This window comes from Schlegelella aquatica (genome assembly GCF_026013905.1).
Lineage (GTDB): Bacteria > Pseudomonadota > Gammaproteobacteria > Burkholderiales > Burkholderiaceae_C > Caldimonas > Caldimonas aquatica.
In genome coordinates this window covers 2302660-2321980 of sequence record NZ_CP110257.1, presented here as the reverse complement: position 1 = coordinate 2321980, position 19321 = coordinate 2302660, and the positions used below count along the sequence as shown (strand labels likewise).

Annotated in this window: 17 protein-coding genes; 10 read left to right on the top strand and 7 right to left on the bottom strand. The window is 69.5% G+C overall.

Annotated features, from left to right (window positions below):
- Positions 1 to 259: 259 nt before the first annotated feature.
- Positions 260 to 733 (top strand): BON domain-containing protein, encoded by a 474-nt coding sequence (locus OMP39_RS10550; protein WP_264891685.1) that lies wholly within the window; start codon positions 260 to 262, stop codon positions 731 to 733.
- A gap of 48 nt (positions 734 to 781) precedes the next feature.
- Here OMP39_RS10550 and OMP39_RS10545 read toward each other — a convergent pair whose 3' ends face one another.
- A complete protein-coding gene (locus OMP39_RS10545) occupies positions 782 to 1678 on the bottom strand; it encodes a gamma-glutamyl-gamma-aminobutyrate hydrolase family protein (protein WP_264891684.1) in 897 nt (298 codons plus the stop codon).
- Between the two features lie 165 nt (positions 1679 to 1843).
- On the opposite strand from OMP39_RS10545, the gene OMP39_RS10540 reads away from it, so the two are divergent.
- Complete coding sequence (locus OMP39_RS10540) at positions 1844 to 2095, top strand: RNA-binding S4 domain-containing protein (protein ID WP_264891683.1); 252 nt, start codon at positions 1844 to 1846, stop codon at positions 2093 to 2095.
- Here the strand turns inward: OMP39_RS10540 and OMP39_RS10535 are convergent.
- The gene (locus OMP39_RS10535) at positions 2092 to 2298 is read right to left on the bottom strand and encodes a DUF3606 domain-containing protein (protein WP_264891682.1); all 207 of its coding nucleotides are present in this window, start codon (positions 2296 to 2298) and stop codon (positions 2092 to 2094) included. The two genes, OMP39_RS10540 and OMP39_RS10535, sit on opposite strands and share 4 nt — an antisense overlap.
- Before the next feature lie 295 nt (positions 2299 to 2593).
- Here OMP39_RS10535 and OMP39_RS10530 point away from each other — a divergent pair, with 295 nt between their 5' ends.
- The 3 genes from OMP39_RS10530 (at position 2594) to OMP39_RS10520 (ending at position 6506) form a co-directional block, all read left to right on the top strand.
- Entirely contained in the window at positions 2594 to 4522 is a 1929-nt protein-coding gene (locus tag OMP39_RS10530) for an ATP-dependent metallopeptidase FtsH/Yme1/Tma family protein (RefSeq protein WP_264891681.1), read from the top strand.
- Between the two features lie 267 nt (positions 4523 to 4789).
- Positions 4790 to 5698, top strand: coding sequence for a diacylglycerol/lipid kinase family protein (locus tag OMP39_RS10525; RefSeq protein ID WP_264891680.1), 909 nt, complete (start codon positions 4790 to 4792; stop codon positions 5696 to 5698).
- A 4-nt stretch (positions 5699 to 5702) separates the two neighbouring features.
- Positions 5703 to 6506 carry a metallophosphoesterase family protein gene (locus OMP39_RS10520; RefSeq protein ID WP_264891679.1) on the top strand — a complete coding sequence of 268 codons (804 nt, stop codon included), beginning with the start codon at positions 5703 to 5705 and terminating at the stop codon, positions 6504 to 6506.
- Positions 6507 to 6621: 115 nt separating this feature from the next.
- Here the strand turns inward: OMP39_RS10520 and OMP39_RS10515 are convergent, their stop codons facing one another.
- A complete protein-coding gene (locus tag OMP39_RS10515; protein WP_264891678.1) occupies positions 6622 to 8031 on the bottom strand; it encodes an alanine/glycine:cation symporter family protein in 1410 nt (469 codons plus the stop codon).
- A 490-nt stretch (positions 8032 to 8521) separates the two neighbouring features.
- On the opposite strand from OMP39_RS10515, the gene OMP39_RS10510 reads away from it, so the two are divergent.
- Positions 8522 to 9121 carry a L,D-transpeptidase gene (locus OMP39_RS10510; RefSeq protein WP_264891677.1) on the top strand — a complete coding sequence of 200 codons (600 nt, stop codon included), beginning with the start codon at positions 8522 to 8524 and terminating at the stop codon, positions 9119 to 9121.
- A gap of 178 nt (positions 9122 to 9299) precedes the next feature.
- On the top strand, positions 9300 to 10445 hold the full coding sequence (locus OMP39_RS10505) for a branched-chain amino acid ABC transporter substrate-binding protein (RefSeq protein WP_264891676.1): 1146 nt from the start codon (positions 9300 to 9302) through the stop codon (positions 10443 to 10445).
- A gap of 44 nt (positions 10446 to 10489) precedes the next feature.
- Here OMP39_RS10505 and OMP39_RS10500 read toward each other — a convergent pair whose 3' ends face one another.
- The 3 genes from OMP39_RS10500 to OMP39_RS10490 are packed head-to-tail and all read right to left on the bottom strand — an operon-like array spanning position 10490 to position 13132.
- The gene (locus OMP39_RS10500) at positions 10490 to 11299 is read right to left on the bottom strand and encodes an ABC transporter ATP-binding protein (protein WP_264891675.1); all 810 of its coding nucleotides are present in this window, start codon (positions 11297 to 11299) and stop codon (positions 10490 to 10492) included.
- A gap of 13 nt (positions 11300 to 11312) precedes the next feature.
- A complete protein-coding gene (locus tag OMP39_RS10495) occupies positions 11313 to 12191 on the bottom strand; it encodes an ABC transporter permease (RefSeq protein WP_264891674.1) in 879 nt (292 codons plus the stop codon).
- Positions 12188 to 13132, bottom strand: a complete 945-nt coding sequence (locus tag OMP39_RS10490) for an ABC transporter substrate-binding protein (protein WP_264891673.1) — start codon at positions 13130 to 13132, stop codon at positions 12188 to 12190. Before OMP39_RS10490 ends, OMP39_RS10495 begins: the two co-directional genes overlap by 4 nt.
- A gap of 164 nt (positions 13133 to 13296) precedes the next feature.
- Between OMP39_RS10490 and hutC the strand changes: the two genes are divergently transcribed.
- Positions 13297 to 14013: a histidine utilization transcriptional repressor HutC gene (hutC, locus tag OMP39_RS10485; RefSeq protein WP_264891672.1), complete on the top strand. Its 717-nt coding sequence runs from the start codon at positions 13297 to 13299 to the stop codon at positions 14011 to 14013.
- A 7-nt stretch (positions 14014 to 14020) separates the two neighbouring features.
- Here hutC and OMP39_RS10480 read toward each other — a convergent pair whose 3' ends face one another.
- Positions 14021 to 16567 (bottom strand): GspE/PulE family protein, encoded by a 2547-nt coding sequence (locus OMP39_RS10480; protein ID WP_264891671.1) that lies wholly within the window; start codon positions 16565 to 16567, stop codon positions 14021 to 14023.
- Between the two features lie 244 nt (positions 16568 to 16811).
- On the opposite strand from OMP39_RS10480, the gene OMP39_RS10475 reads away from it, so the two are divergent.
- The gene (locus OMP39_RS10475; RefSeq protein ID WP_264891670.1) at positions 16812 to 17999 is read left to right on the top strand and encodes a GGDEF domain-containing protein; all 1188 of its coding nucleotides are present in this window, start codon (positions 16812 to 16814) and stop codon (positions 17997 to 17999) included.
- Entirely contained in the window at positions 17996 to 19267 is a 1272-nt protein-coding gene (locus OMP39_RS10470) for a GGDEF domain-containing protein (protein ID WP_264891669.1), read from the top strand. Before OMP39_RS10475 ends, OMP39_RS10470 begins: the two co-directional genes overlap by 4 nt.
- Positions 19268 to 19321 lie beyond the last annotated feature (54 nt).

The following is a 19321-nucleotide window of genomic DNA, read 5'->3' as shown; positions in this document are numbered from 1 at the left end:
CGGGCCGCCGGCCCGGTGTGCGTCTGGTGGCAGGCCCACGCTCGATGCCCCGCTACTGCGGAGACAGCGATGGGCAGCGCCCTCCTGTGCCGGGCACGTCGCCGGGAGAGCCGGGCTGGGTCCGGCTGGACTCCTCGGCGCCGGTACCGGCGGGTCGGCTCGTCGTGTGACCCCGATCGTTCATCCGCGAGGCCGCGCGAGGCGCGGTCCTCGATCGATGCCGCCGCACGGCGGCGCAGGGAACGCAAAGGAGTGAGCGATGAAAAGGACCTTGACGATGCTGGGCGCGGTGGCCGCTGCGGTGGCGCTGACGGCGTGCGGTGACCGCGAGCCGGACGACCGCACCGCGGGACAGAAGCTCGACTCGGTGATTGCCAAGGCAGACCGGGAGACCGAGCAGATGCAGGCCCAGGCCGAACGGGCGGCGCAGCGCACGCGCGAGGCCGCCGGCGCCGCGGCCGACGCCACCGAACGCGGCGTGGAGCGGGCGGGCGATGCGATCTCGGATGCGGCCATCACCGCGTCGGTGAACGCCGAGTTCGCCAAGGACAACCAGCTCAGCGCGCTCGGGATCGACGTCGATACCGAGAACGGTCGGGTGACGTTGTCGGGCAAGGCGCCCAATGAGGCGGCCCGCGAGCGGGCCACCCAACTGGCTTCGAGCGTGCGCGGCGTGGTGGCGGTCGATAACCGACTGCGGGTGGAGAACACACAGAGCCGCACGACGCAGTAAGGAGGCGCCGGACGTCAGGCGGCGGCCGCGCGCGAAGGAGATGCGCGGTCAGCCGTCGACGGGGTGCATCTGTTCGGGCGCCGGCTCGAACGGCAGGCGCAGCGGCGGGCGAGGCACCCGCCGATCGGCGCACTCGGCGTGGTCGATCAGCCGCAACGCGGCCGCGCGCGCTTCGGTGAGGAAGTCCAGCATGATGGGCGAACTGTCGGCCAGCGTGCGCCGATCGCCATGGAACTCGGGGTGCCATTGCACCCCGCGCGCGTAGCCCTTCGTCCAGCGGATGGCTTCGACCACGCCATCTTCGCTGGAGACCGCTTCCACTTCGATATCCCGGCCCAGCTGGCGGATGGCCTGGTGGTGGATGCTCGTCACGCGCAGGCGCAGGGCGCCGCGGTAGATCTGCGCGAGCCGGCTGCCGGGCACGAACGTCACTTCGTGTTCGAGCCGGTCGTACAGGTCCGGGTCCACATGCGGCTGCGCGTGCGGGCACTGCGTGGCGACGTCCTGGTAGAGCGTGCCGCCGAAGGCCACATTGAGCAGCTGGCAGCCCCGGCACACCCCGATCACGGGCTTGCCGTGCTGGAGGAAGGCTCTCAGCAGGGCGAGTTCGTAACGGTCGCGTACCGCGTCGCCGGCCCACCGTGGATCGAGCGGCTCCTGGCCGTACGTTTGAGGCGCCACGTCGGCTCCGCCTTGCAGCACCAGCCCATCCAGTTCGTTGACGTACTCGACGACGGACAGATGCCTTGCGGCGCGGCGGCTGTCTTCTGCCACGGCGGGGATCATGAAAGCCATGGCGCCGTGCTCCATGATCCAGTGCGCCAGCGACTGTTCGAGGTACTGCAGGGTCTTGTTCTTGAATCCCAGCTCGGCGGGGACTTGGTACATCAATCGCGCCGAGATGCCGATGCGCAAGGGGCGGGTCGTGCCCGCGGGCGAGTTCATGCCGGTTCTCTTCCTTCGGTCTTCTCGCCGGCTCGCGGGCCGGTTGCCCATGCCGGGGCAAGCAGCGAGCCGGCGAAGACGCCGATGCTCGCAGTGTGCCGCGAACTGCATCGCCACGCACGAAGGGGCCGCATCGTGACCGGCCGTGTGCGCGAGAATGAAGCGATGCGTTGGATCGACTTCGAGTTGCGCGGCGACTTCATCACGCTGGACCGGCTGCTCAAGGCCACGGGGTTGGCAGAGACCGGCGGGCAGGCCAAAGCCCTGGTGGCCGAGGGCAAGGTGCAGGTCGATGGGCGCGACGAGCTGCGCAAGAGCTGCAAGCTGCGCGCGGGCCAGGTGGTGGCGGTGCCTGGGGCGCGCGTGCGGCTGCACCCGCCCGTCGCGCTCGCGCCTGCGATCCCCGCGACTTCCTAGATGAGCGAAGAGCGGGGCGCGGTCACGTGGCTGGCGAGGTACTCGCGCACGGCCACGGCCTGCGGGCCGACGGCCTCGACGGCGCTGCGGATCTCTTCCTCGCCCACGCCGAGCTCGGTCACCCAGTACTCGAGCTCGGCGGGGTCGTCCACGTCCACGGCAACGCGTTCATGGCCGGGGCGATCGAAAACCTCGCTCGTCATTGCAGTCCTCCTTCGGTCGGCGGGCGGCGTGCGGCCGGCCTCGCCGTGGCGGCAGGCAAGGCGTGTACCCCGCGGGGGTGCCTTGGGCGACCACCCGGCGCGACCGGCTCCCCGGGCACCAGGCGGCGGTGATCCCTGCGCCCGCGCAGCGGGCAGGCGTCCGGCGAGCGGTCCTTTATGGGGTTCGAAGTAGAGCGGCCACTCTAATCAGGGAAGAAGTACCGATTTTTCCTCCTGTTGCTGCACTTTTGATCCGTTCATGAGGTCTCATATCGGTCCCAAACCCGGAAACCTCATGAAGCCATTCGCCTCCTGGCCCCGTTGGGTACAAGTCGTCGCCGGCGCCCTCGCCGGCTTTTCCGTGTTCGGCGCCGCCGTGGCGTTCGACTACCACGCCACCTCGGGCTCTGCCGGTGCCCCGCGCACCGAGCTGGCCGCCCAGTTCGAACGCGAAGCCCCCAGCTGGCTCGATCATCCCCGCAACGTGTCCGACTTCGCGCAGGCCGTCGCGGCCGGCGAGGTGGCCGCCGTCGGCGTGGACGGCGACCGCCTGCTCGTCACCACCCGCGCGGGAGACCGCTACAGCACGCAGCTGCTGTCCTCGCGCGACGGCCTCAAGGAGCGGCTGGAGGCGATGAGCCGTGAGCACGGCTTTGCGCTCACGCCCGTGCGCGTGGATGAGCGCAGCACCGGCGAGAAGATCCTGGCGAGCGCGGGCACCGTGTTGCAGCGTGCGATGGGCTTGCTCACCGTGGTGGTGATGGCTCTCATCGTCGTGTACCTGGTGCGTCAGACGCAGGGCTCCGGCGGCAAGGCGAAGCTCGCGGAGCGTCCGACGACGCGGTTCGACGACGTCATCGGCTCTGCCGAGGCCAAGGCCGCATTGCAGCAGGTGACAGCCTTCATGCGGGACCCGCAGAAGTACCTCGCGCTCGGCGCGAAGCCGCCGCGCGGCGTGCTGCTCGAAGGCCCTCCCGGCACCGGCAAGACCCTGCTCGCGCGAGCCCTGGCCGGCGAGTGCGGGGCCAACTTCATCGCGGTGGACGGCTCGCACTTTTCCAGCATGTTCTATGGGGCGGGCATCACCAAGGTGCGCGAGCTGTTCGCGACGGCTCGCAAGCATGCGCCGTGCATCGTCTTCATCGACGAGTTCGACGGCATCGGCAAGCGCTCCACCGGGGCCAAGGTGGCCGGCGGGCAGTCGGAGGAGAACCGCATCATCAACAAGCTCCTGGTGGAGATGGACGGGTTCGAGGCGAGCGAGAACGTGGTGGTCATCGGTGCGACCAACCATGTGGGGAACGTCGACGAGGCCCTGCGTCGACCCGGCCGCTTCGACCTGGTGGCACGGGTGGCACTGCCCAACGTGCACGAGCGGCACGCGTTGTTCGCCTTGTGCCTGGCGCGTGTGAAGGCCGAACCGGGATTCGACCTGGAGGCGCTGGCCCGCTCGTCTTCCGGCTTGTCGCATGCCGACATCACCAACGTGGTGAACCGGGCGGCGGTGATGGCGGCCGAAGAGGGCCGCGAGGAGGTCACGCAGGAGCACGTGCATCGAGCGCTCGAGGCGCACCAGCTGGGCGGCGAGGTCTCCAGCGTCAAAGCGATGTTCACACCGGAGGCGCGCCATCGCATCGCCATCCACGAGAGCGGCCACGCGGTGGTGGCTCACGTGCTGGGCGCAGGCACCGTGGAGCGCGTCACCATCGAGCCTCGCGGCCAGGCCCTGGGCGTGACTTTCGTCACGCGCGAGAACGAGATCCCACTCTATGGCGAACACGAACTGCGCTCCCGGCTCGCGATGATGCTCGCCGGGCGCGAGGCCGAGCTGATGGTCTTCGGCAACACCACCTCCGGCGCCTCCGACGACCTCAAGCGGGCGTCGGAGCTCGCCGTGGACATGGTGAGCGCCATGGGCTTCAGCCGCGAGTTCGGCCTGCTCAGCCTGCACGGCGTGCCCGAGAAGCTGGTGGGGCCGCACATCCAGGAGCGCGCCTTGGCCGAGGCCCGTACGCTGCTGGAGGAAGCGCAGTCCGCCTGCCGCGAAGCGTTGCACCGCCATCGGGACGCGTTGCACCGACTCACCGATGCCCTGCTGCAGCACGAGACGGTGTCGGGGGCGGCGCTGCGCGCCCTGCTGCCGGTGACGGACGACTCGGGCACCCCCGCGCTGCACGCCCCGGCCTTGCGCGTCGCGCTGCAGGGGGATGCGCAGGCTGCCTGAGGAGGGGCCGCGCCGGACGGCGTGAGCAGGGCCGGCCGAGGCAGGCAGGGAGCTTGCTGGAGCGGTGGGCGCTTTGCCCATCGAGCCTCGGCCATCATGCATCCCGTCGTGCGAGCTGCTTCGCCTGCCACCCGCGCCCCCGGCGCGCACGCAAGACTCGCTGCTGCCGCGCAGGCGGGCGATGACGACAGGCCCGCGACGGAGCTCGCCCGGTGCGAGGAGCCCGGCCCCGCGGCGCCCTTGTGTTCAGAGCAGGCGCCGCTCGTCGTGGTGTTGAACCGCCGCTCGGGTGCGCGCCCGGCGCACGAGGCGGCCGACCTCATCGAGCGCTTGACCCGCGAGGCCGGGCGCGCCTGCCGCGTGCATGCCGTGCGGCGCGGGGCGCATGTGCCGGCGGTGGCGCGAGCGGCGGTGGAGGAGGCGCGGCGCCTGGGAGGCATCCTCGTGGCCGCCGGCGGCGACGGCACGCTCAACGCCGTCGCGCAGGAAGCCTATCGGGAGAGCCTGCCGTTCGCCGCTTTGCCGCAGGGTACTTTCAACTACTTCGGCCGCGAGCACCGCCTGTCGCTGGAGCTCGAGCAGGCCCTCGCGTCGCTGCTGAAGGCGCGGCCGCGCGCCGTCCAGGTGGGAGAGGTCAACGGCCGGCTGTTTCTCGTCAACGCCAGCGTGGGCTTGTATCCACGCGTGCTCGAGGAACGCGAGGCGGCCACCCGCGAGCACGGGCGGCATCGGTGGGTGGCCCTGTGGTCCGGGATACGCACGGTCCTGCGCGAGCGTCGGCGTCTCGCGCTGCGGGTGGAGCTCGACGGGGAGCCGCGGCTGCTGGAGGCGGCCACGATCTTCGTCGGCAACAACCGCCTGCAGTTGGACCGGCTGGGGGTGGCTCAGGCAGAAGCGCTCGATCATGGCCAACTGGTGGCCCTGTGGGTGCGGCCGCTCGACCCGGTTTCCACACTCGGGCTGCTGTGGAAGGGCGCCACCGGGCAACTCGAGCAGGCCCGGGCGGTGGAGAGCTTCGGCTTCCGCGAATTGGAGGTGGAGTCGCTCAGTGGGGCCACTCGCCCGCGCTGGCTGAAGGTCGCGATCGACGGTGAAGTGCTGTGGCTGCGCACCCCGCTGCGGTTCCGCCCCGCGCCGCGGCCCCTGTGGTTGATGGCCGAGCCTCCGGGGGCCTGAGGCGGTGAGCCTGCTGCTGCACTTGTCCGACACCCATTTCGGCACCGAACTGCGCGGGCCTGCCGAGGCGCTGCGCGAGCTGGTGCGCGAACAGCAACCGGCGCTGGCGGTGATCTCGGGCGACCTCACGCAGCGTGCGCGGCGCGCTCAGTTCCGGGCGGCGCGCGCGTTCCTGGACGCTCTGGGAGTGCCCGCGGTGCTCGCCATCCCCGGCAACCACGACATCCCGTTGTTCAACGTGCTGGGCCGCCTCCTTGCGCCGTACCGCGGCTATCGGCGATGGGTGCAGGCGGACCTCGAGCCCGAGTTCGAGGACGACCGCTGGCTGGTGCTGTGCGTCAACACCACCCGCCGCTACCGGCACAAGGACGGAGAGGTGTCGAGGGCGCAGGTCGAACAGGTCGCCGCGCGATTGCGGCGCGCGCGAGGCGGCGATCAGATTCGCATCGTCGTCACGCACCAACCGGTGCTCGCCGTGCGCGACGAGGACCGGCACAACCTGCTGCACGAGCGGGAGACGGCTGTGCGCGCCTGGGTCGCGGCCGGTGCAGACCTGGTGTTGGGCGGACACATTCACCTGCCGTATCTGCGAGCCCTCGATGAGGCCTATGCCGGGCTTCCTCGCCGAGCTTGGGCGGTGCAGGCCGGGACGGCCGTTTCGCACCGCATACGCGACGGCATCCCCAATTCGGTCAACCTCATCCGCGCGCTTGCGGGACGGCAATGCGAAGTGGAACGCTGGGACTGGGACGGTGCCTGCAAGCGCTTCGCGAAAGTGTCGCTGCGCCGGCTGAGGCTGGACCCTTGAATCCGGCCAGGCCCCGGTCGCCGAGTGCGGCCCCCCGGCTTGTGCCCGACCCCCCGAGGGGGTGGTCGGCCCGGCTTCGGGCCAACGGGCGCCCCGGGTTGGCCAGGCGCAGCGGTCATCGCCAGATCTGCGCGTCGACCTGTCCGCGCAGTGTCTTGTGCTCGGCCGCGCGGAAGCGCGGCTCGCGGCCCCGCTTCTTCTGCTCGAAGTAGTCGCGGGTGAGGGCGGCCACCGTCCCGGACAGCAGGACGATGGCCACCAGGTTGATCGTGGCCATGAGCCCCATGGAGGCGTCGGCCGCGTTGAACACGGTGGCCACCGTCTCGTACGAACCCCACATCACCATCGCCATCGCGGCCAGGCGCAGTCCGGTGACGGGGCCCCGGCCGCCCAGGCCCAGGTAGACCATGCAGTTCTCGGCGTAGACGTAGTTGGCGATGATGGACGTGAACGCGAAGAAGAAGATCGCGGTGGCGACGAAGTAGTCCCCCGCCGCTCCGATGTGCACCGAGATGGCGGCCTGGGTCAGCTTGGTGCCGGTGAGCTCGGAGCCGGGCTGGAGGGTGCCCGACAGCAGGATCATGAGGGCGGTCGCGGTGCAGATGACGATCGTGTCGATGAACACGCCCAGCGCCTGCACGAAACCCTGGCTCGCGGGATGGTGCGGCACGGGTGTCGCCAGGGCCGCGCCGTTGGGGGCCGAGCCCATGCCGGCTTCGTTGGAGAAGAGGCCGCGCTTGACGCCGTTGAGCATGGCTGCTGTGACGGAGCCCGCGACGCCTCCGGCCGCTTCGTGCCAGCCGAAGGCGCTCTTCACGATGCTCGCGAGCACCGCGGGCACCGCGTCGTACCGGACGATCACCACGTAGAGCGCGACCAGCACGTACGCGATGGCCATGAACGGCACGAGCATCTCGGAGATCGAGGCCACGCGCCGCACACCGCCGAAGATCACGGCCGCCGCGAGGATGGCCACACCCACCCCCACTGCCAGCTTGGGCACGCCGAAGGCTTCTTGCACCGCCTCGGCGATCGAGTTCGCCTGCACGGCATTGAACGCCAGGCCGAAGGTGAGGATGAGGCATACCGAGAAGACGACGCCGGCCCAGCGCGCGTTGAGGCCCTTTTCCATGTAGAAGGCCGGCCCGCCGCGGTAGCCTCCGCGCTCGTCGCGGGTCTTGTAGAGCTGGCCGAGCGTGCTTTCGGCATAGGCGGTGGCCATGCCGACCAGGGCCACCATCCACATCCAGAAGATGGCCCCCGGGCCGCCGAGGTTGAGCGCCACAGCGACGCCGGCGATGTTTCCGGTGCCCACGCGGGAGGCGAGCGTGGTGCACAGGGCCTGGAAGGGCGTGATTCCCGACCGGTCCCCGCGGCTGCCGCGACCGAGCCGGAAGAACTCGGGGAAGTGGCGGAACTGGATCAGGCCCAGCCGCAACGTGAAGAAGACGCCGACGGCGAGCAGGCCGTAGATGAGCACGTAGCTCCAGAAGAAGGTGTTGAGCAGGTCGATCAGTGCGTCCATCGAAGGCAGGCTCCCGTGTGCCGCACGAACGGGCGGTGGCCGGGAGGCACGGTGCGTGGTGAAGCTCGCGATCCTAAGGTCGCGTCTTCCGGCCTCACGTATCCAAGTGCTTGCGCAGTGCTTGCGCGGTCGCGCTCACTGCACGTCTGACTGCAGGGAGTCCATCCGCGCGCTCGCGGCAGGCGCCCGAGAAGCGTCGAATCGTTCATGGTGGGCTGCTGGATCTGGACGACCCGGGCGGGCGTGCAAGCTCTCGCGCCCGCGATGCCGTGATCGAGGTCACGCGAGCGGTCAGAAGAGGAGCGGCACCCGGGGGCAGTCTGTTGCATCCTTGCGCCTGGCCGTCGGTGCCCTGGCCTCCCGTGAGGCGGCCAGTGCGGCGACGAAGGCGGGCCGGGAGCCCGGACGAGGACAGGAGCAGCGGGTGCGATCGAGCGGGTGGGCGAAGCGATGGAATTCGATCCGGTCATGGGCGGTCACCGGGGCGTGCGTGGCCGCCGCTTTGCTGGCCTGGCCCAGCCATGCCAGCCGCGCGGGCGGGGACTCCTCCTCCCTGAAGAATGGCGAGGTGCACCGCCTGGTGTCGCACGTCCTGCGCTCCGACGACCATCGCGGCAGGCCTTTCGCGGTGGTGGACAAGAAGCACGCGCTGCTCTACGTGTTCGAACGGCAGGGCAGGCTGGTCGGCGCCACCTCGGTCCTGCTCGGGCAGGCGGTCGGAGACCGCACCTGGCCCGGCGTGGGGGACAAGCCCCCCTCGCAACTGCTGCCCCACGAGCGGACCACGCCGGCGGGCCGGTTCGACAGCGAGCCAGGCGTCAACCTCCAGGGCGAGGACGTGGTCTGGTTCGACTACGACGCGGCCCTCGCACTGCACCGCGTGCGTCCCGGCACTGCCGAGAGCCGGCGCCTCCAGGCGCTCGCCACCCCGCAGGCCGCCGACAATCGCCAGTCGCTGGGCTGCGTGGTCGTGCCGGTTCGGTTCTACGACTCGGTGGTGCGCCCGGTGCTCGGCCGGGCCCGCGGCGTGGTCTACGTGCTGCCTGAAGACGGCCGGGCGGACCGTCTGCTGGATGCGCTCACGTTCTGAGTTCGCTCAGGGTGGGTGGCTGCCGGGGCGTGAATAATCCGCTTTTCGGCACGCAGTTCCGCAATTTCTTCAAGCTCCCGGGGCCCAGAATCCGCTTCCGTCGGCATGGGCCCGGCCCTGCTGCACACGATGTGGCAGGCGCGGCCCTGCGCGCCCAAACCCTACGAAGGAGATGACCATGTTCGCATGCGCGAAGAAGAATGTGTGGGGCACCGTGGCCAGCCTGGCCCTCGCCGCGATGGCGAGCGCGCCCGCCCTGGCGCAAACCACGGTGAAGATCGGCCTGAGCAGCCCGCTGTCGGGCGCGCAGACCGCCCACGGGCAGGACAACCTGGCGGGCGCCAAGCTCGCGGTGCAGGAACTCAACGCCAAGCCGATCCAGGTGGGCGGCAAGCCGGTGCGCTTCGAGCTGGTGGCCGAGGACGACCAGGCCGATCCGCGTCAGGGTGTGCAGGTCGCGCAGAAGCTGGTCGACAGCGGCGTGCGCTTCGTCGTCGGGCCCTACAACTCGGGCGTGACGATGCCGGCCTCGCGCGTGTACAACGACGCGGGCGCCATCGTCGCCACGGTCGCGTCCAACCCCAAGATCACCGAGCAGGGCTTTGCCCGTCTGTTCCGCGTGGGCCCGAGCGACACGCAGCTGGGGGCCAACATCGCCACCTACGCCGCCAAGGAGCTCAAGCTCAAGCGCGTGGCCATCATCGATGACCGCACCGCCTACGGCGTGGGCGTGGCCGACGAGTTCGCCCGCGAGGCCAAGGCCCAGGGCCTGACCATCGTCGGTCGCGAGTACACCTCGGACAAGGCCATCGACTTCACCGCGGCCCTGACCACGCTCAAGGCGCAGAACCCCGAGGCGATCTTCTTCGGCGGCTATGCGCCGCAGGCGGGCCCGATGGTGCGCCAGATGAAGTCGCTGGGTTTGAATGCCAAACTGCTTGGCGGCGACACCATCTGCTCGACCGAGACGGCCAAGCTCGCCGGCAACGAACTGGTCGAGAACAACGTGTGGTGCACGCAAGGCGGTGCGCTGCTCGACAAGGCCACCGAAGGCAAGGCCTTCATCGAGAAGTACCGCGCGGCCAACAAGCGTGACCCGCTGACGTATGCTGTGTCGTTCTACGACGCCGTCCACATGATCGCGCAGGCCATGCAGAAGGCCAACTCGACCGATCCGGCCAAGGTGGCGCAGGCCATCAGCAGCGGCAGCTACAAGGGCGTGGCCGGCACCTATGCCTTCGATGCCAAGGGCAACCTGAAGTCCTCGCCGGTGACGGTGTTCACCTTCCGCAAGGGCGAGCCGGCTCCGATCGCCTCGTTCTGAGCGTCGTGACGTGACCTGCCCCGCGCGTGTGCCCCTTTTTCGCGTCAGGCCATCGCCTCGGCCGCCTGGGCCGCGCGCACCTCGGCGCGCACGGCTTCGGTGAGCTCGGCCTTGAAGGCCGCGAACTCGGCCGTCGTCTTGATCGAGTAGTGGCGCGGGTACGCGAAGGGGACCTTCACATCCAGCTTGATGCGCCCGGGGCGTGCGCTCATCACCACCACCCGGCTGCCCATGAAGACGGCCTCGTCGATGTCGTGCGTGACGAAAAGGACGGTCTTGCGCTCGGCCTCCCAGATGCCGAGCAGGAGCTCCTGCATCAGCTCGCGCGTCTGGTGGTCCAGCGCGCCGAAGGGCTCGTCCATCAGCAGCATGCGCGGGTCGTTGGCCAGGGCGCGGGCGATCGCCACGCGCTGCTGCATCCCGCCCGACAGTTGCTTGGGGTAGTGGTGCTCGAAGCCTGTCAGCCCCACCTTGGCGATGAAGGCACGCGCCACCTCGACCTGCCGGGTGCGTGGCCAGCCGCGCTCGCGCAGGCCGAAGCACACGTTGTCCAGCACGTCCAGCCAGGGAAAGAGCGTGTAGCTCTGGAACACCATGCCGCGGTCGGCGCCCGGCCCCTCGATCGGCCGGCCTTCGAGCAGCACCTCGCCCGAGGAGGGCTGGTCCAGCCCGGCCACGATGCGCAGCAACGTGCTCTTGCCGCAGCCGCTGGGCCCCAGCACGGTGATGAAGTCGTTCTCCGCCACGTCCAGGTCGGTGGCTTGCAGGGCCAGCGTCTCGCCGCCTCCCGAGGTGCGAAAGCGCCTCGACACCCCGCGTATGGACAAGAAGGCACTCGCGTTCGAAGGGGTCATGGTCGTCATCCGGTCAGCGGCCGAGCTCGGCCCAGGGGAAGAGCCTGCGGTTGAACCACTTGAAGGCGAAGTCGCTGACGAGGCCGATGAGGCCGATCACGATGATGCCGAAGATGATCTGATCGGTGGCGAGCAACGCCTGGCTGTCGGTGATCATGTGGCCGATGCCGCTGGACGCACCGATCAACTCGGCGACGATCACGTAGGTCCACGCCCAGCCCAGCACCATGCGCAGGATCTCGGCGATCTGCGGTGCGGCACCCGGGATCAGCACGCGCCGCACGAGCGTCGCATCGGTGCTGCCCAGCGTGTAAGCGGCTTCGACGAGATCGCGTCGGGCGTTGCCCACGGCCACCGCGATCATCAGCACCAGTTGGAAGAAGCTGCCGATGAAGATGACCGCGAGCTTCTGCGCCTCGCCGATGCCCGCCCACAGGATGAGCAGTGGGATGAAGGCCGACGCCGGCAGGTAGCGTGCGAACGAGACGAAAGGCTCGAAGAACGCCTCGATCGGCTTGTAGGCGCCCATCGCCACGCCCAGGGGCAGGGCCACCGCCGCTGCGATCAGGAAGCCGCCCACCACCCGCCACACGGTCATGCCGATGTCGTGCAGGAAATCGAACTGCACGAGCAGCCGCCAGCCGCTGACGAGCATCGTCCACGGATCGGCGAGGAAGGTCGGTGGCACCACGCCGCCGAAGGTGATGCCTGCCCAAAGCGCCACGAACAGCACGAAGAAGGCCACGCCGAGCAACACGCGCGTGGTCGCAGGCACCGGCTCCAGCGGACGCCAGAGCCTGCGACGGCGGGGCGCGGCGCGGCTGGCGGGCGCCTGCGTGCCGGGGGTGTCCACCGCGCGGGTCCAGCGGGATGCCGAGCCCGCACTGCTCATTGGATGAACCTCTTGTCGGCCAGCTTGGTGAGGTCGGGGATCTGCCGGATGATGCCGGCTTCGAGCAGCAGTTCGGCGGCCTCCTTGCTGAACTGCGCGTGCTCGCCGCTGAAGAACTTCTGGTTGGCGGCGCGGTCCTGCCAGCGCAGGTACTTCTGCGAAGCCTCGAACTGCTCGGCCGTCTGCTTCACGTCGGCGCCCATGATCTCGAAGCTCTTCTTCGGATCGTTCTTGATCATCTCCAGCGCCTGGAAGTAGCCGTCGGCCAGCGCTTGAGCGGCCTTCGGGTTCTCGGCCAGGAACTTCGGCGTGCAGCCGAAGGTGTCCATCACCATCGGGTAGTCCAGCGTGGTGGCGATGATCTTGCCCGCCTCGGGCTTGGCCCGCACGGCCGAGAGGTACGGCTCGTAGGTCATCGCCGCGTCGATGCCCGCGTTGCCCGCGATCATCGCGTTGGCGGCAGCCTGGGGCTCGAGGTTGACGATCTTCACGTCCTTGAGGCTGAGCCCGTTCTTCTTCAGCATCCAGGCCAGCGTGAAGTAGGGGGCGGTGCCCGGCGCACTGGCGGCCACCGTCTTGCCGCGAAGGTCGGCGATCTTCTGGATCTCGGGCTTGACGACCATGCCGTCGGCGCCATAGCTCTTGTCGAGCTGGAAGATCTGCGTCGTCGCCACGCCATTGGCGTTCCAGACGATCCAGGTCTCCACGGTGGTGGCGGCGCACTGCACGTCGCCCGAGGCGATCGCCAGGTGCCGGTCCTTCTGGGGGATCTTCTTGAGCGTGACATCCAGTCCGAGCTTCTTGTAGATGCCCGCCTCCTTGGCGAGGGTCAGGGGGGCGAAGCCGGTCCAGCCCGAGATGCCGATGGTGACCTTCGTCTCCTGGGCCTGAACGACGCTCACGCAGGCCGCGAATGCCATCGCGACGAGTTTGGCTTTCATTGCGCTTCTCCTGGTCGAACGAACGCCCCTCGGGCGCCTTGCCAATGTAGTTGTATAGACAAGGACGGACAACCCGGGAAGATTGCGGAACTTCCCTAGTAGCGGCGGCTGGCCTGCTTGTATAGACAAGGTCGCCCCACTACCATGCGGGCATGGAAGTCAGCATGACGGGGCCTCGCGCGGCGTCCGCCTCGTATCTCAAGGTCAAGCAGCATCTGAAGGACGGGTTGGCGGAGGGCCGCTGGCGGCCGGGGCAACTGATGCCGTCGGAGGCCGAGTTGGTCGCGCAATTCGGCGTGAGCCGCATGACGGTCAATCGCGCGTTGCGGGAGCTGCAAGCCGAGGGGTTGGTCGAGCGCGTGCAGGGCGTGGGCACCTTCGCCGCGCAGTTGCACCATGTCTCGTCGACGCTCACCATCCGCGACCTGCACGAGGAGATCGAGGAGAGGGGCCATCGGCACGATGCCCAGGTGCACCTGCAGGCGCGCGAGCCGGCGAATGCGGCCGTGGCCCACCGGCTGGGCGTCAAGCCGGGCGCGATGGTGTTCCACACCCTCATCGTGCATCGCGAGAACGGGGTCGCGCTTCAGTGCGAGGACCGCTACGTCAACCCGGCCGTCGCGCCCGACTACCTCGGCGTCGATTTCACCCGCATCACACCCACGCGCTACCTGCTGCAGGTGGCCCCCATCTGGGACGCCGAGTACGTGCTCAGCGCCTGCCCCGCGAGCCCCGAGGAGGCGCGGCTGCTGGACATCGCCGAGGGCGACGCGTGCCTCGTCATCGAGCGGCGCACGGTCTTCCGGGGCGTGCCCATCACCTGGGCACGACTGGTCCACCCTGGCGTGCGATACCAGATCGCCGGCCGCTTCAGCCCGTAGGCGCGGCTCAAACGTTGCTCGTCGCGCGCACCTCGGCCAGGGTGGTCAGACCCTGCAGCACCTTCTCGATGCCGTCTTGTCGCAGAGTGCGCATGCCCTCGCGCAGGGCCTGATGAAGCAGTTCTTCGGAGCGGGCCCCGGTCTGCATGAGCCGGCGCACCTGTCGCGAGGCCACCATCAGTTCATGGATGCCTACGCGACCCCGGAAGCCGGTGTGGCCGCACTTGTCGCACCCCGCGCTGTGGTGGTGCACCAGCTTGCCCTGGCGCCCGTAGCGCTCGACCCACTGCCGCAGCACCTCGTCGCGTTGCAGCTGCGGCTCGTCTGCGGGGCAGCCGTGCAGGTAGTCGGCCAGCAGCTCCTCGATTTCTTCGTCCGTCGCGGGGCGCGAGACACGGCATTCGTTGCACAGCCGCCGCACGAGCCGCTGCGCGAGCACGCCCAGCAGCGAATCCGCGAAGTTGAACGGGTCCATGCCCATGTCGAGCAGCCGCGTCACCGTCTCGGGCGCGCTGTTCGTGTGCAGGGTCGACAGCACCAGGTGTCCGGTCAATGACGCCTCGATGGCGATGCGCGCGGTTTCCTCGTCGCGGATCTCGCCGACCATGATGACGTCCGGGTCGGCTCGCAGGAAGGCGCGCAACGCCTTCGCGAAGGTCCAGTCGATCTTCGGGTTGACCTGGACCTGCCGCAGCCCCGGCTGGGTGATCTCCACGGGGTCCTCGGCCGTCCAGATCTTGCGCTCGGGCACGTTGATGTAGCTGAGGGCCGAGTGCAGCGTCGTGGTCTTGCCCGAGCCGGTCGGGCCCACGCACAGCACCAGGCCGTACGGCCGCTGCATCACGTCCTTGAGGCGCTCCAGGTTGCGCTCCGACAGCCCGAGGTCGTCGAGCGGCAGCGGCTTGGCCGAGGCCAGAATGCGCATCACCACGTCTTCCAGCCCGTTGTTGGTCGGGATCGTGGCCACGCGCAGCTCGATCTTGTGCCCGGGCGCGAAGCGTGCGAAGTTGATCTTGCCGTCCTGGGGCTTGCGACGCTCGGAGATGTCCAGGTCGCACATGATCTTGATGCGCGAGATCAGCGCGTTGCGATAGGTATGCGGCAGCTCCTGGTACGGGTGCAGCAGCCCGTCCTTGCGAAAGCGGATGCGCACCTTCTCGCGGCCGGGATAGGTCTCGATGTGGATGTCCGAGACGCCCTGGGCATGGGCCTCGATGATCATCGTGTTGATGAGCCTCACGAGCGAGTTGTCCGACTGCTCGATCTGCCCCTCGTCCTCGTCGCCGGCGGCCGAGATCTCGCGCTCCAGCGACTCGATGAGCTTGCCGGCGTCGACCGGCTCGAAATCCAGCGTGAGCGGCTGTACGCCCAGGTGCGGCGCCCACACGTCGGTCACGCCGATGCGGGCATAGGCGGTGCGGATCGCCTCCTCGATCGTGCCGGCCCGCGCGAGCGCGGGCACGATCTTGATCTGGCTCGCGAACTCCAGTTCTTCCAGGGTGGGGCGGCTGGAGGGGTCCTCCAACGCCACCACCAGGCGGCTGTCGCGCAGCAGCAGTGGCAGTGCGTGCAGGCGCATCGCCATGGCGAAGGGCACCTTGCGCAGCGCCTCGGCCTCCACTGGGAAGCTCGTCACGTCCACGAGCGGGTAGCCCATCTTGTGCGCCAGCGCCGCCTGCAGGTCCTGACGCGAGACCAGGTTGCGACGCACCAGCAGTTCGCCCAGAGGAACGCTGCGATCTTCCTTCTGCTGCTCCAGCGCTTCGTCGAGCTGCGCCGCCGTGATCAAGCCGAGCGAGACCAGCGCTTCGCCGATGCGCACCATGGGCATGCGCGACTGCTGATCGAGGGCAGTGAGCAATTGCTCCGGGGTCACGACGCGCCGCGTCAGCAAGATGTCGCCCAGCTTGCGACTGCGCATCTCCTGCTGCTGGGCCGCGGCCTGCTCGATCTGCTGCGCGGTGGCCGCGTTCTGTGCCACCAGCAATTCCCCGATGCGCGGGCCGACCTCCACCTGCTCGTAGTGCTGCCGCGGGATGAAAAGCCGCGTGACGCCGCCTTCGTCATCGGCCGGCGGGAAGAGGAACAAGCCGAAGTCGGTCTCGGCGTGGCCCACCGTCTCGCCCTCGAGGGTGCCCTGCGCGCCTCGCACGCGGTACGTCATGCGCGGGCGCAGATCCAGCATCGCCGCATGCGGGTCGTCCCGTGGGGCCGGCAGCGGAGCGAGCACATCCAGCAGCCGCAGGCTGCGGAACTGATCGAAGCGCAAGGGCATCGTCGTGCGCGCCGGCGGCACCTGCACATGCACCACGCCTTCGTCCGGAACGAAAAAGATCAATCGTCCGCGCATCGTGCGTCCGTTGAGTCCTTCGACCTCGCACGTCATCGGTTGCAACTGCTCGGTCGGGGCGGGGTAGGCCCCGAACGGGGGCGTGGGCCAGCGGAACGACGGGCGCGCCGTCTTCTCCCGACGGGGCAGGGGGTCGAGCGACGGCAAGTCGTCCAGCGGCATCGGAACGGTGGCGTCGCCGGGGTTGATCGAAGGCAAGGACATGACGTGTGGCGCGAGTGTGGGGAGGCGTTCGCAACGGCACGGTGCTTGTGAAGGCACACTGACCGATGGCAACACTATGAGGCCCGCGCAGGCGGCACAATGCATACAGAAGCCCCGGAGTTGGGTCGTATTTCCCGGTTTGCCCGTGTTGATGGTGACGCACAGGCGCGGGCATACTGCGGGCCGCCCGACCCGGTGCCGGCCATCGGGGATCCCTCCGGTTTACCGTAGGCAGCTGCACACCTTGGACTTCTCCATCGTCGCCATCGCGAGCTCGGTGCTCGGGCTGCTGCTTGCGGCCCTGCTCGCGTTGACGTTGCGCAAGGTGCCTGCCTCGGAGGGGGCCGAGCTGTGGGCCGTGGCGGTCGTTCCCCTGGGCATCGGCAGCTTCCTTGTCGGCCAGGGCGAGTCCTTGCCGGCGCTGCTGCTCGTGCTGCGCGAGCCCGTCCTGCTCGCCGGCTACGGACTGCTGCTCATCGGCCTGCGACAGTACCTGCATCGCAGCCGCCCCTGGGCCCTGGCGGGTTGCGTCGTCCTCGCGGCGCTCGCGGCCAGCGCGGCCTTCGTCGCCGCCTGGCCCAGCCAGCCCGGCCGCATGATGGTGAGGCAGGCCGGCATCGCGGTGCTCATGACGGCTGCCGCCTTGACCTTGAGGCACGTGGACGGCAGCCTGGTGCGCGAGGTGCGCTTGTTCCTGCAGGGGGCGTTCGGCTGCATCGCGGTGCTCGCCCTCGGGCGGTTCGCGCTCTTCCTGCTGCCCGGCGGGTGGAGCGACAAGCAGCTGTTCTTCTTCCACGACTTCGCCGGCATGGTCACCACGATGCTGGTCCTCGGTGTCATCGCCGGTCTGACCCTGCTCATGACCTCGCGGATGAACGAGGCGCTCGCCGAGGTCTCGCTGCGTGACGGCCTCACCGGGCTGCTCAACCGCCGCGGGTTGGAAGACGCGGCGGCCTCGGCCCTGGCCTTCGCGCGCCGTGTCGGCCGGCCGGTGGCCTTGCTGACGATGGATCTCGATCACTTCCGCACCGTCAACGAGCGCTACGGCCACCCGGGCGGAGACGATGTGCTGCGGCAGTTCGCGCACCTGCTCGCCGATCGCTTCGCCGACCAGGAGCTGGTCGGGCGCCACGGCGGGGAGGAGTTCGTCGTCGTGCTCCCTGGCGTGGACGGTCCCTCCGCCCTGGCCCGGGCCGAGCACTTCCGCAAGGCCGTGGCCGCCCATCCGTTCGCCGTCGGCCCCGACCCGGCCGTGCGAATCACGGTGAGCATCGGAGTGGCCGCACTGAGCGCCCATGAGAGCTGGGGCTCGCTGCTCGCACGTGCCGATGAGGCCATGTACGCCGCCAAGGCGCAAGGGCGCAACTGCTCACGCCTGGCGCCCGCCCCGGCCGCAGAGCCGCAGGCCAGCCTGGCGGGAGGCATCGCATGATCGAGTCGGTGCTCACGCTCGGGGCGCCCCAGTTCTGGGGGCTGGTCACGGCCTACGTGGTGCAGCTGCTGGTGGCCGCGATGCTCGTGGCAGTCCTGATGCGCTCCGTCCCGGACATCCCCGGGCCGGGCTGGTGGCTGGCCGGTATCCTGGTGAGCCTGGGAGGGATGCTCGTGGCCGGCGCGCAGATGGAAACGACCGTGCCCTGGCGCCGGGCCGTGTATGTGCTGGGCGACACCGCGCTGCTGACCGGCATCGGCCTCATCGGCGAGGGCCTGCGGCGCTTCTTCGGCCACCGGCCGGGGCTCCTGGCCGTCGGCGCGTTGGTCGCCGCCGAAGTCCTCGTCGGCGGCTGGTTGGAGCTGCGAGGCCGCTCCGGAATGCATGTCGTTCTCACCTCGATGCTCGCGATGGTCTTGTGGTGGCACGCCGCCTGGGTGGCCGCGCGGGAACTGCGCCCCGGGTATCGCGCGCTGCTGCTCGGTGTGCTGCTGTGCGCGCTTGTGCAGTCCGCCGGCTGGGGCTTGCGCGCCGCGCTGGTCGGCTGGGGGCGCCTGCAGGACAACGTCGCCGCGGCCAACTCCGTCCTCGCGCTCGTGTCCTTCGTGGCCAGCGGCGTGCTGGCGCTGCTGTTCGTGCTGCTGGTCAACTTCCGTTTGGGCGAGCGTCTGAGGCAGCTGGCGATCCGCGATCCGCTCACCGGCGCTCTCAACCGCCGCGGCTTCGAGATCGCCGCCGGGCGACTCGCGACCCTCGCGGTGCGCATGGGGCAACCGATCGCGTTGCTCATGCTCGACCTCGACCACTTCAAGCGGGTCAATGACACCTACGGTCACGAGGTCGGCGACCGCGTCCTGCGCGCGCTGGTGCAGCTCGTGCACCGGGCCAAGCGGGAGACGGACGTCTTAGCGCGCCTCGGTGGCGAGGAGTTCTGCCTCGTCCTGCCCGGCACCGATGTGCCGGGGGCCAAAGTGTTCGCGGATCGGCTGCGTCGCAGCTTCGAGGCGCTGGAGATCGACACCGGCCGCAGCTTCGTCAGCTGCACCATGAGCATCGGTGTCGCCTACGCTTCCGCCAGTGCCCTGGCCGAGGGCCGGGCAGACATCGTCGATCTGCTGCGGCAGGCCGACGAAGCCCTCTACGAGGCCAAGCGGGCCGGCCGCAACCGCATCAGGATCTTCGCTTCCCCCGAGGTCCTGTCGAGCCGGATCGACTCGCGGCTGTTCGTGACCACCGGGAACATGGAACTGACGCCGCCCGGCCACTGAGTGCCGGCTCGCGGCGCGCTGGCGCGGGCGCATCCCCCCGGGCCCGCATGCACA

Excerpts from the sequence above, each read along its gene's own strand:
- OMP39_RS10550 (WP_264891685.1), top strand. The coding sequence starts at position 260 with ATGAAAAGGACCTTGACGATGCTGGGCGCGGTGGCCGCTGCGGTGGCG.
- OMP39_RS10500 (WP_264891675.1), bottom strand. The coding sequence starts at position 11,299 with ATGACCCCTTCGAACGCGAGTGCCTTCTTGTCCATACGCGGGGTGTCG.
- OMP39_RS10545 (WP_264891684.1), bottom strand. The coding sequence starts at position 1,678 with ATGAACTCGCCCGCGGGCACGACCCGCCCCTTGCGCATCGGCATCTCG.
- OMP39_RS10480 (WP_264891671.1), bottom strand. The coding sequence starts at position 16,567 with ATGTCCTTGCCTTCGATCAACCCCGGCGACGCCACCGTTCCGATGCCG.
- hutC (WP_264891672.1), top strand. The coding sequence starts at position 13,297 with ATGACGGGGCCTCGCGCGGCGTCCGCCTCGTATCTCAAGGTCAAGCAG.
- OMP39_RS10505 (WP_264891676.1), top strand. The coding sequence starts at position 9,300 with ATGTTCGCATGCGCGAAGAAGAATGTGTGGGGCACCGTGGCCAGCCTG.
- OMP39_RS10530 (WP_264891681.1), top strand. The coding sequence starts at position 2,594 with ATGAAGCCATTCGCCTCCTGGCCCCGTTGGGTACAAGTCGTCGCCGGC.
- OMP39_RS10490 (WP_264891673.1), bottom strand. The coding sequence starts at position 13,132 with ATGAAAGCCAAACTCGTCGCGATGGCATTCGCGGCCTGCGTGAGCGTC.
- OMP39_RS10495 (WP_264891674.1), bottom strand. The coding sequence starts at position 12,191 with ATGAGCAGTGCGGGCTCGGCATCCCGCTGGACCCGCGCGGTGGACACC.
- OMP39_RS10515 (WP_264891678.1), bottom strand. The coding sequence starts at position 8,031 with ATGGACGCACTGATCGACCTGCTCAACACCTTCTTCTGGAGCTACGTG.
- OMP39_RS10535 (WP_264891682.1), bottom strand. The coding sequence starts at position 2,298 with ATGACGAGCGAGGTTTTCGATCGCCCCGGCCATGAACGCGTTGCCGTG.
- OMP39_RS10470 (WP_264891669.1), top strand. The coding sequence starts at position 17,996 with ATGATCGAGTCGGTGCTCACGCTCGGGGCGCCCCAGTTCTGGGGGCTG.
- OMP39_RS10540 (WP_264891683.1), top strand. The coding sequence starts at position 1,844 with ATGCGTTGGATCGACTTCGAGTTGCGCGGCGACTTCATCACGCTGGAC.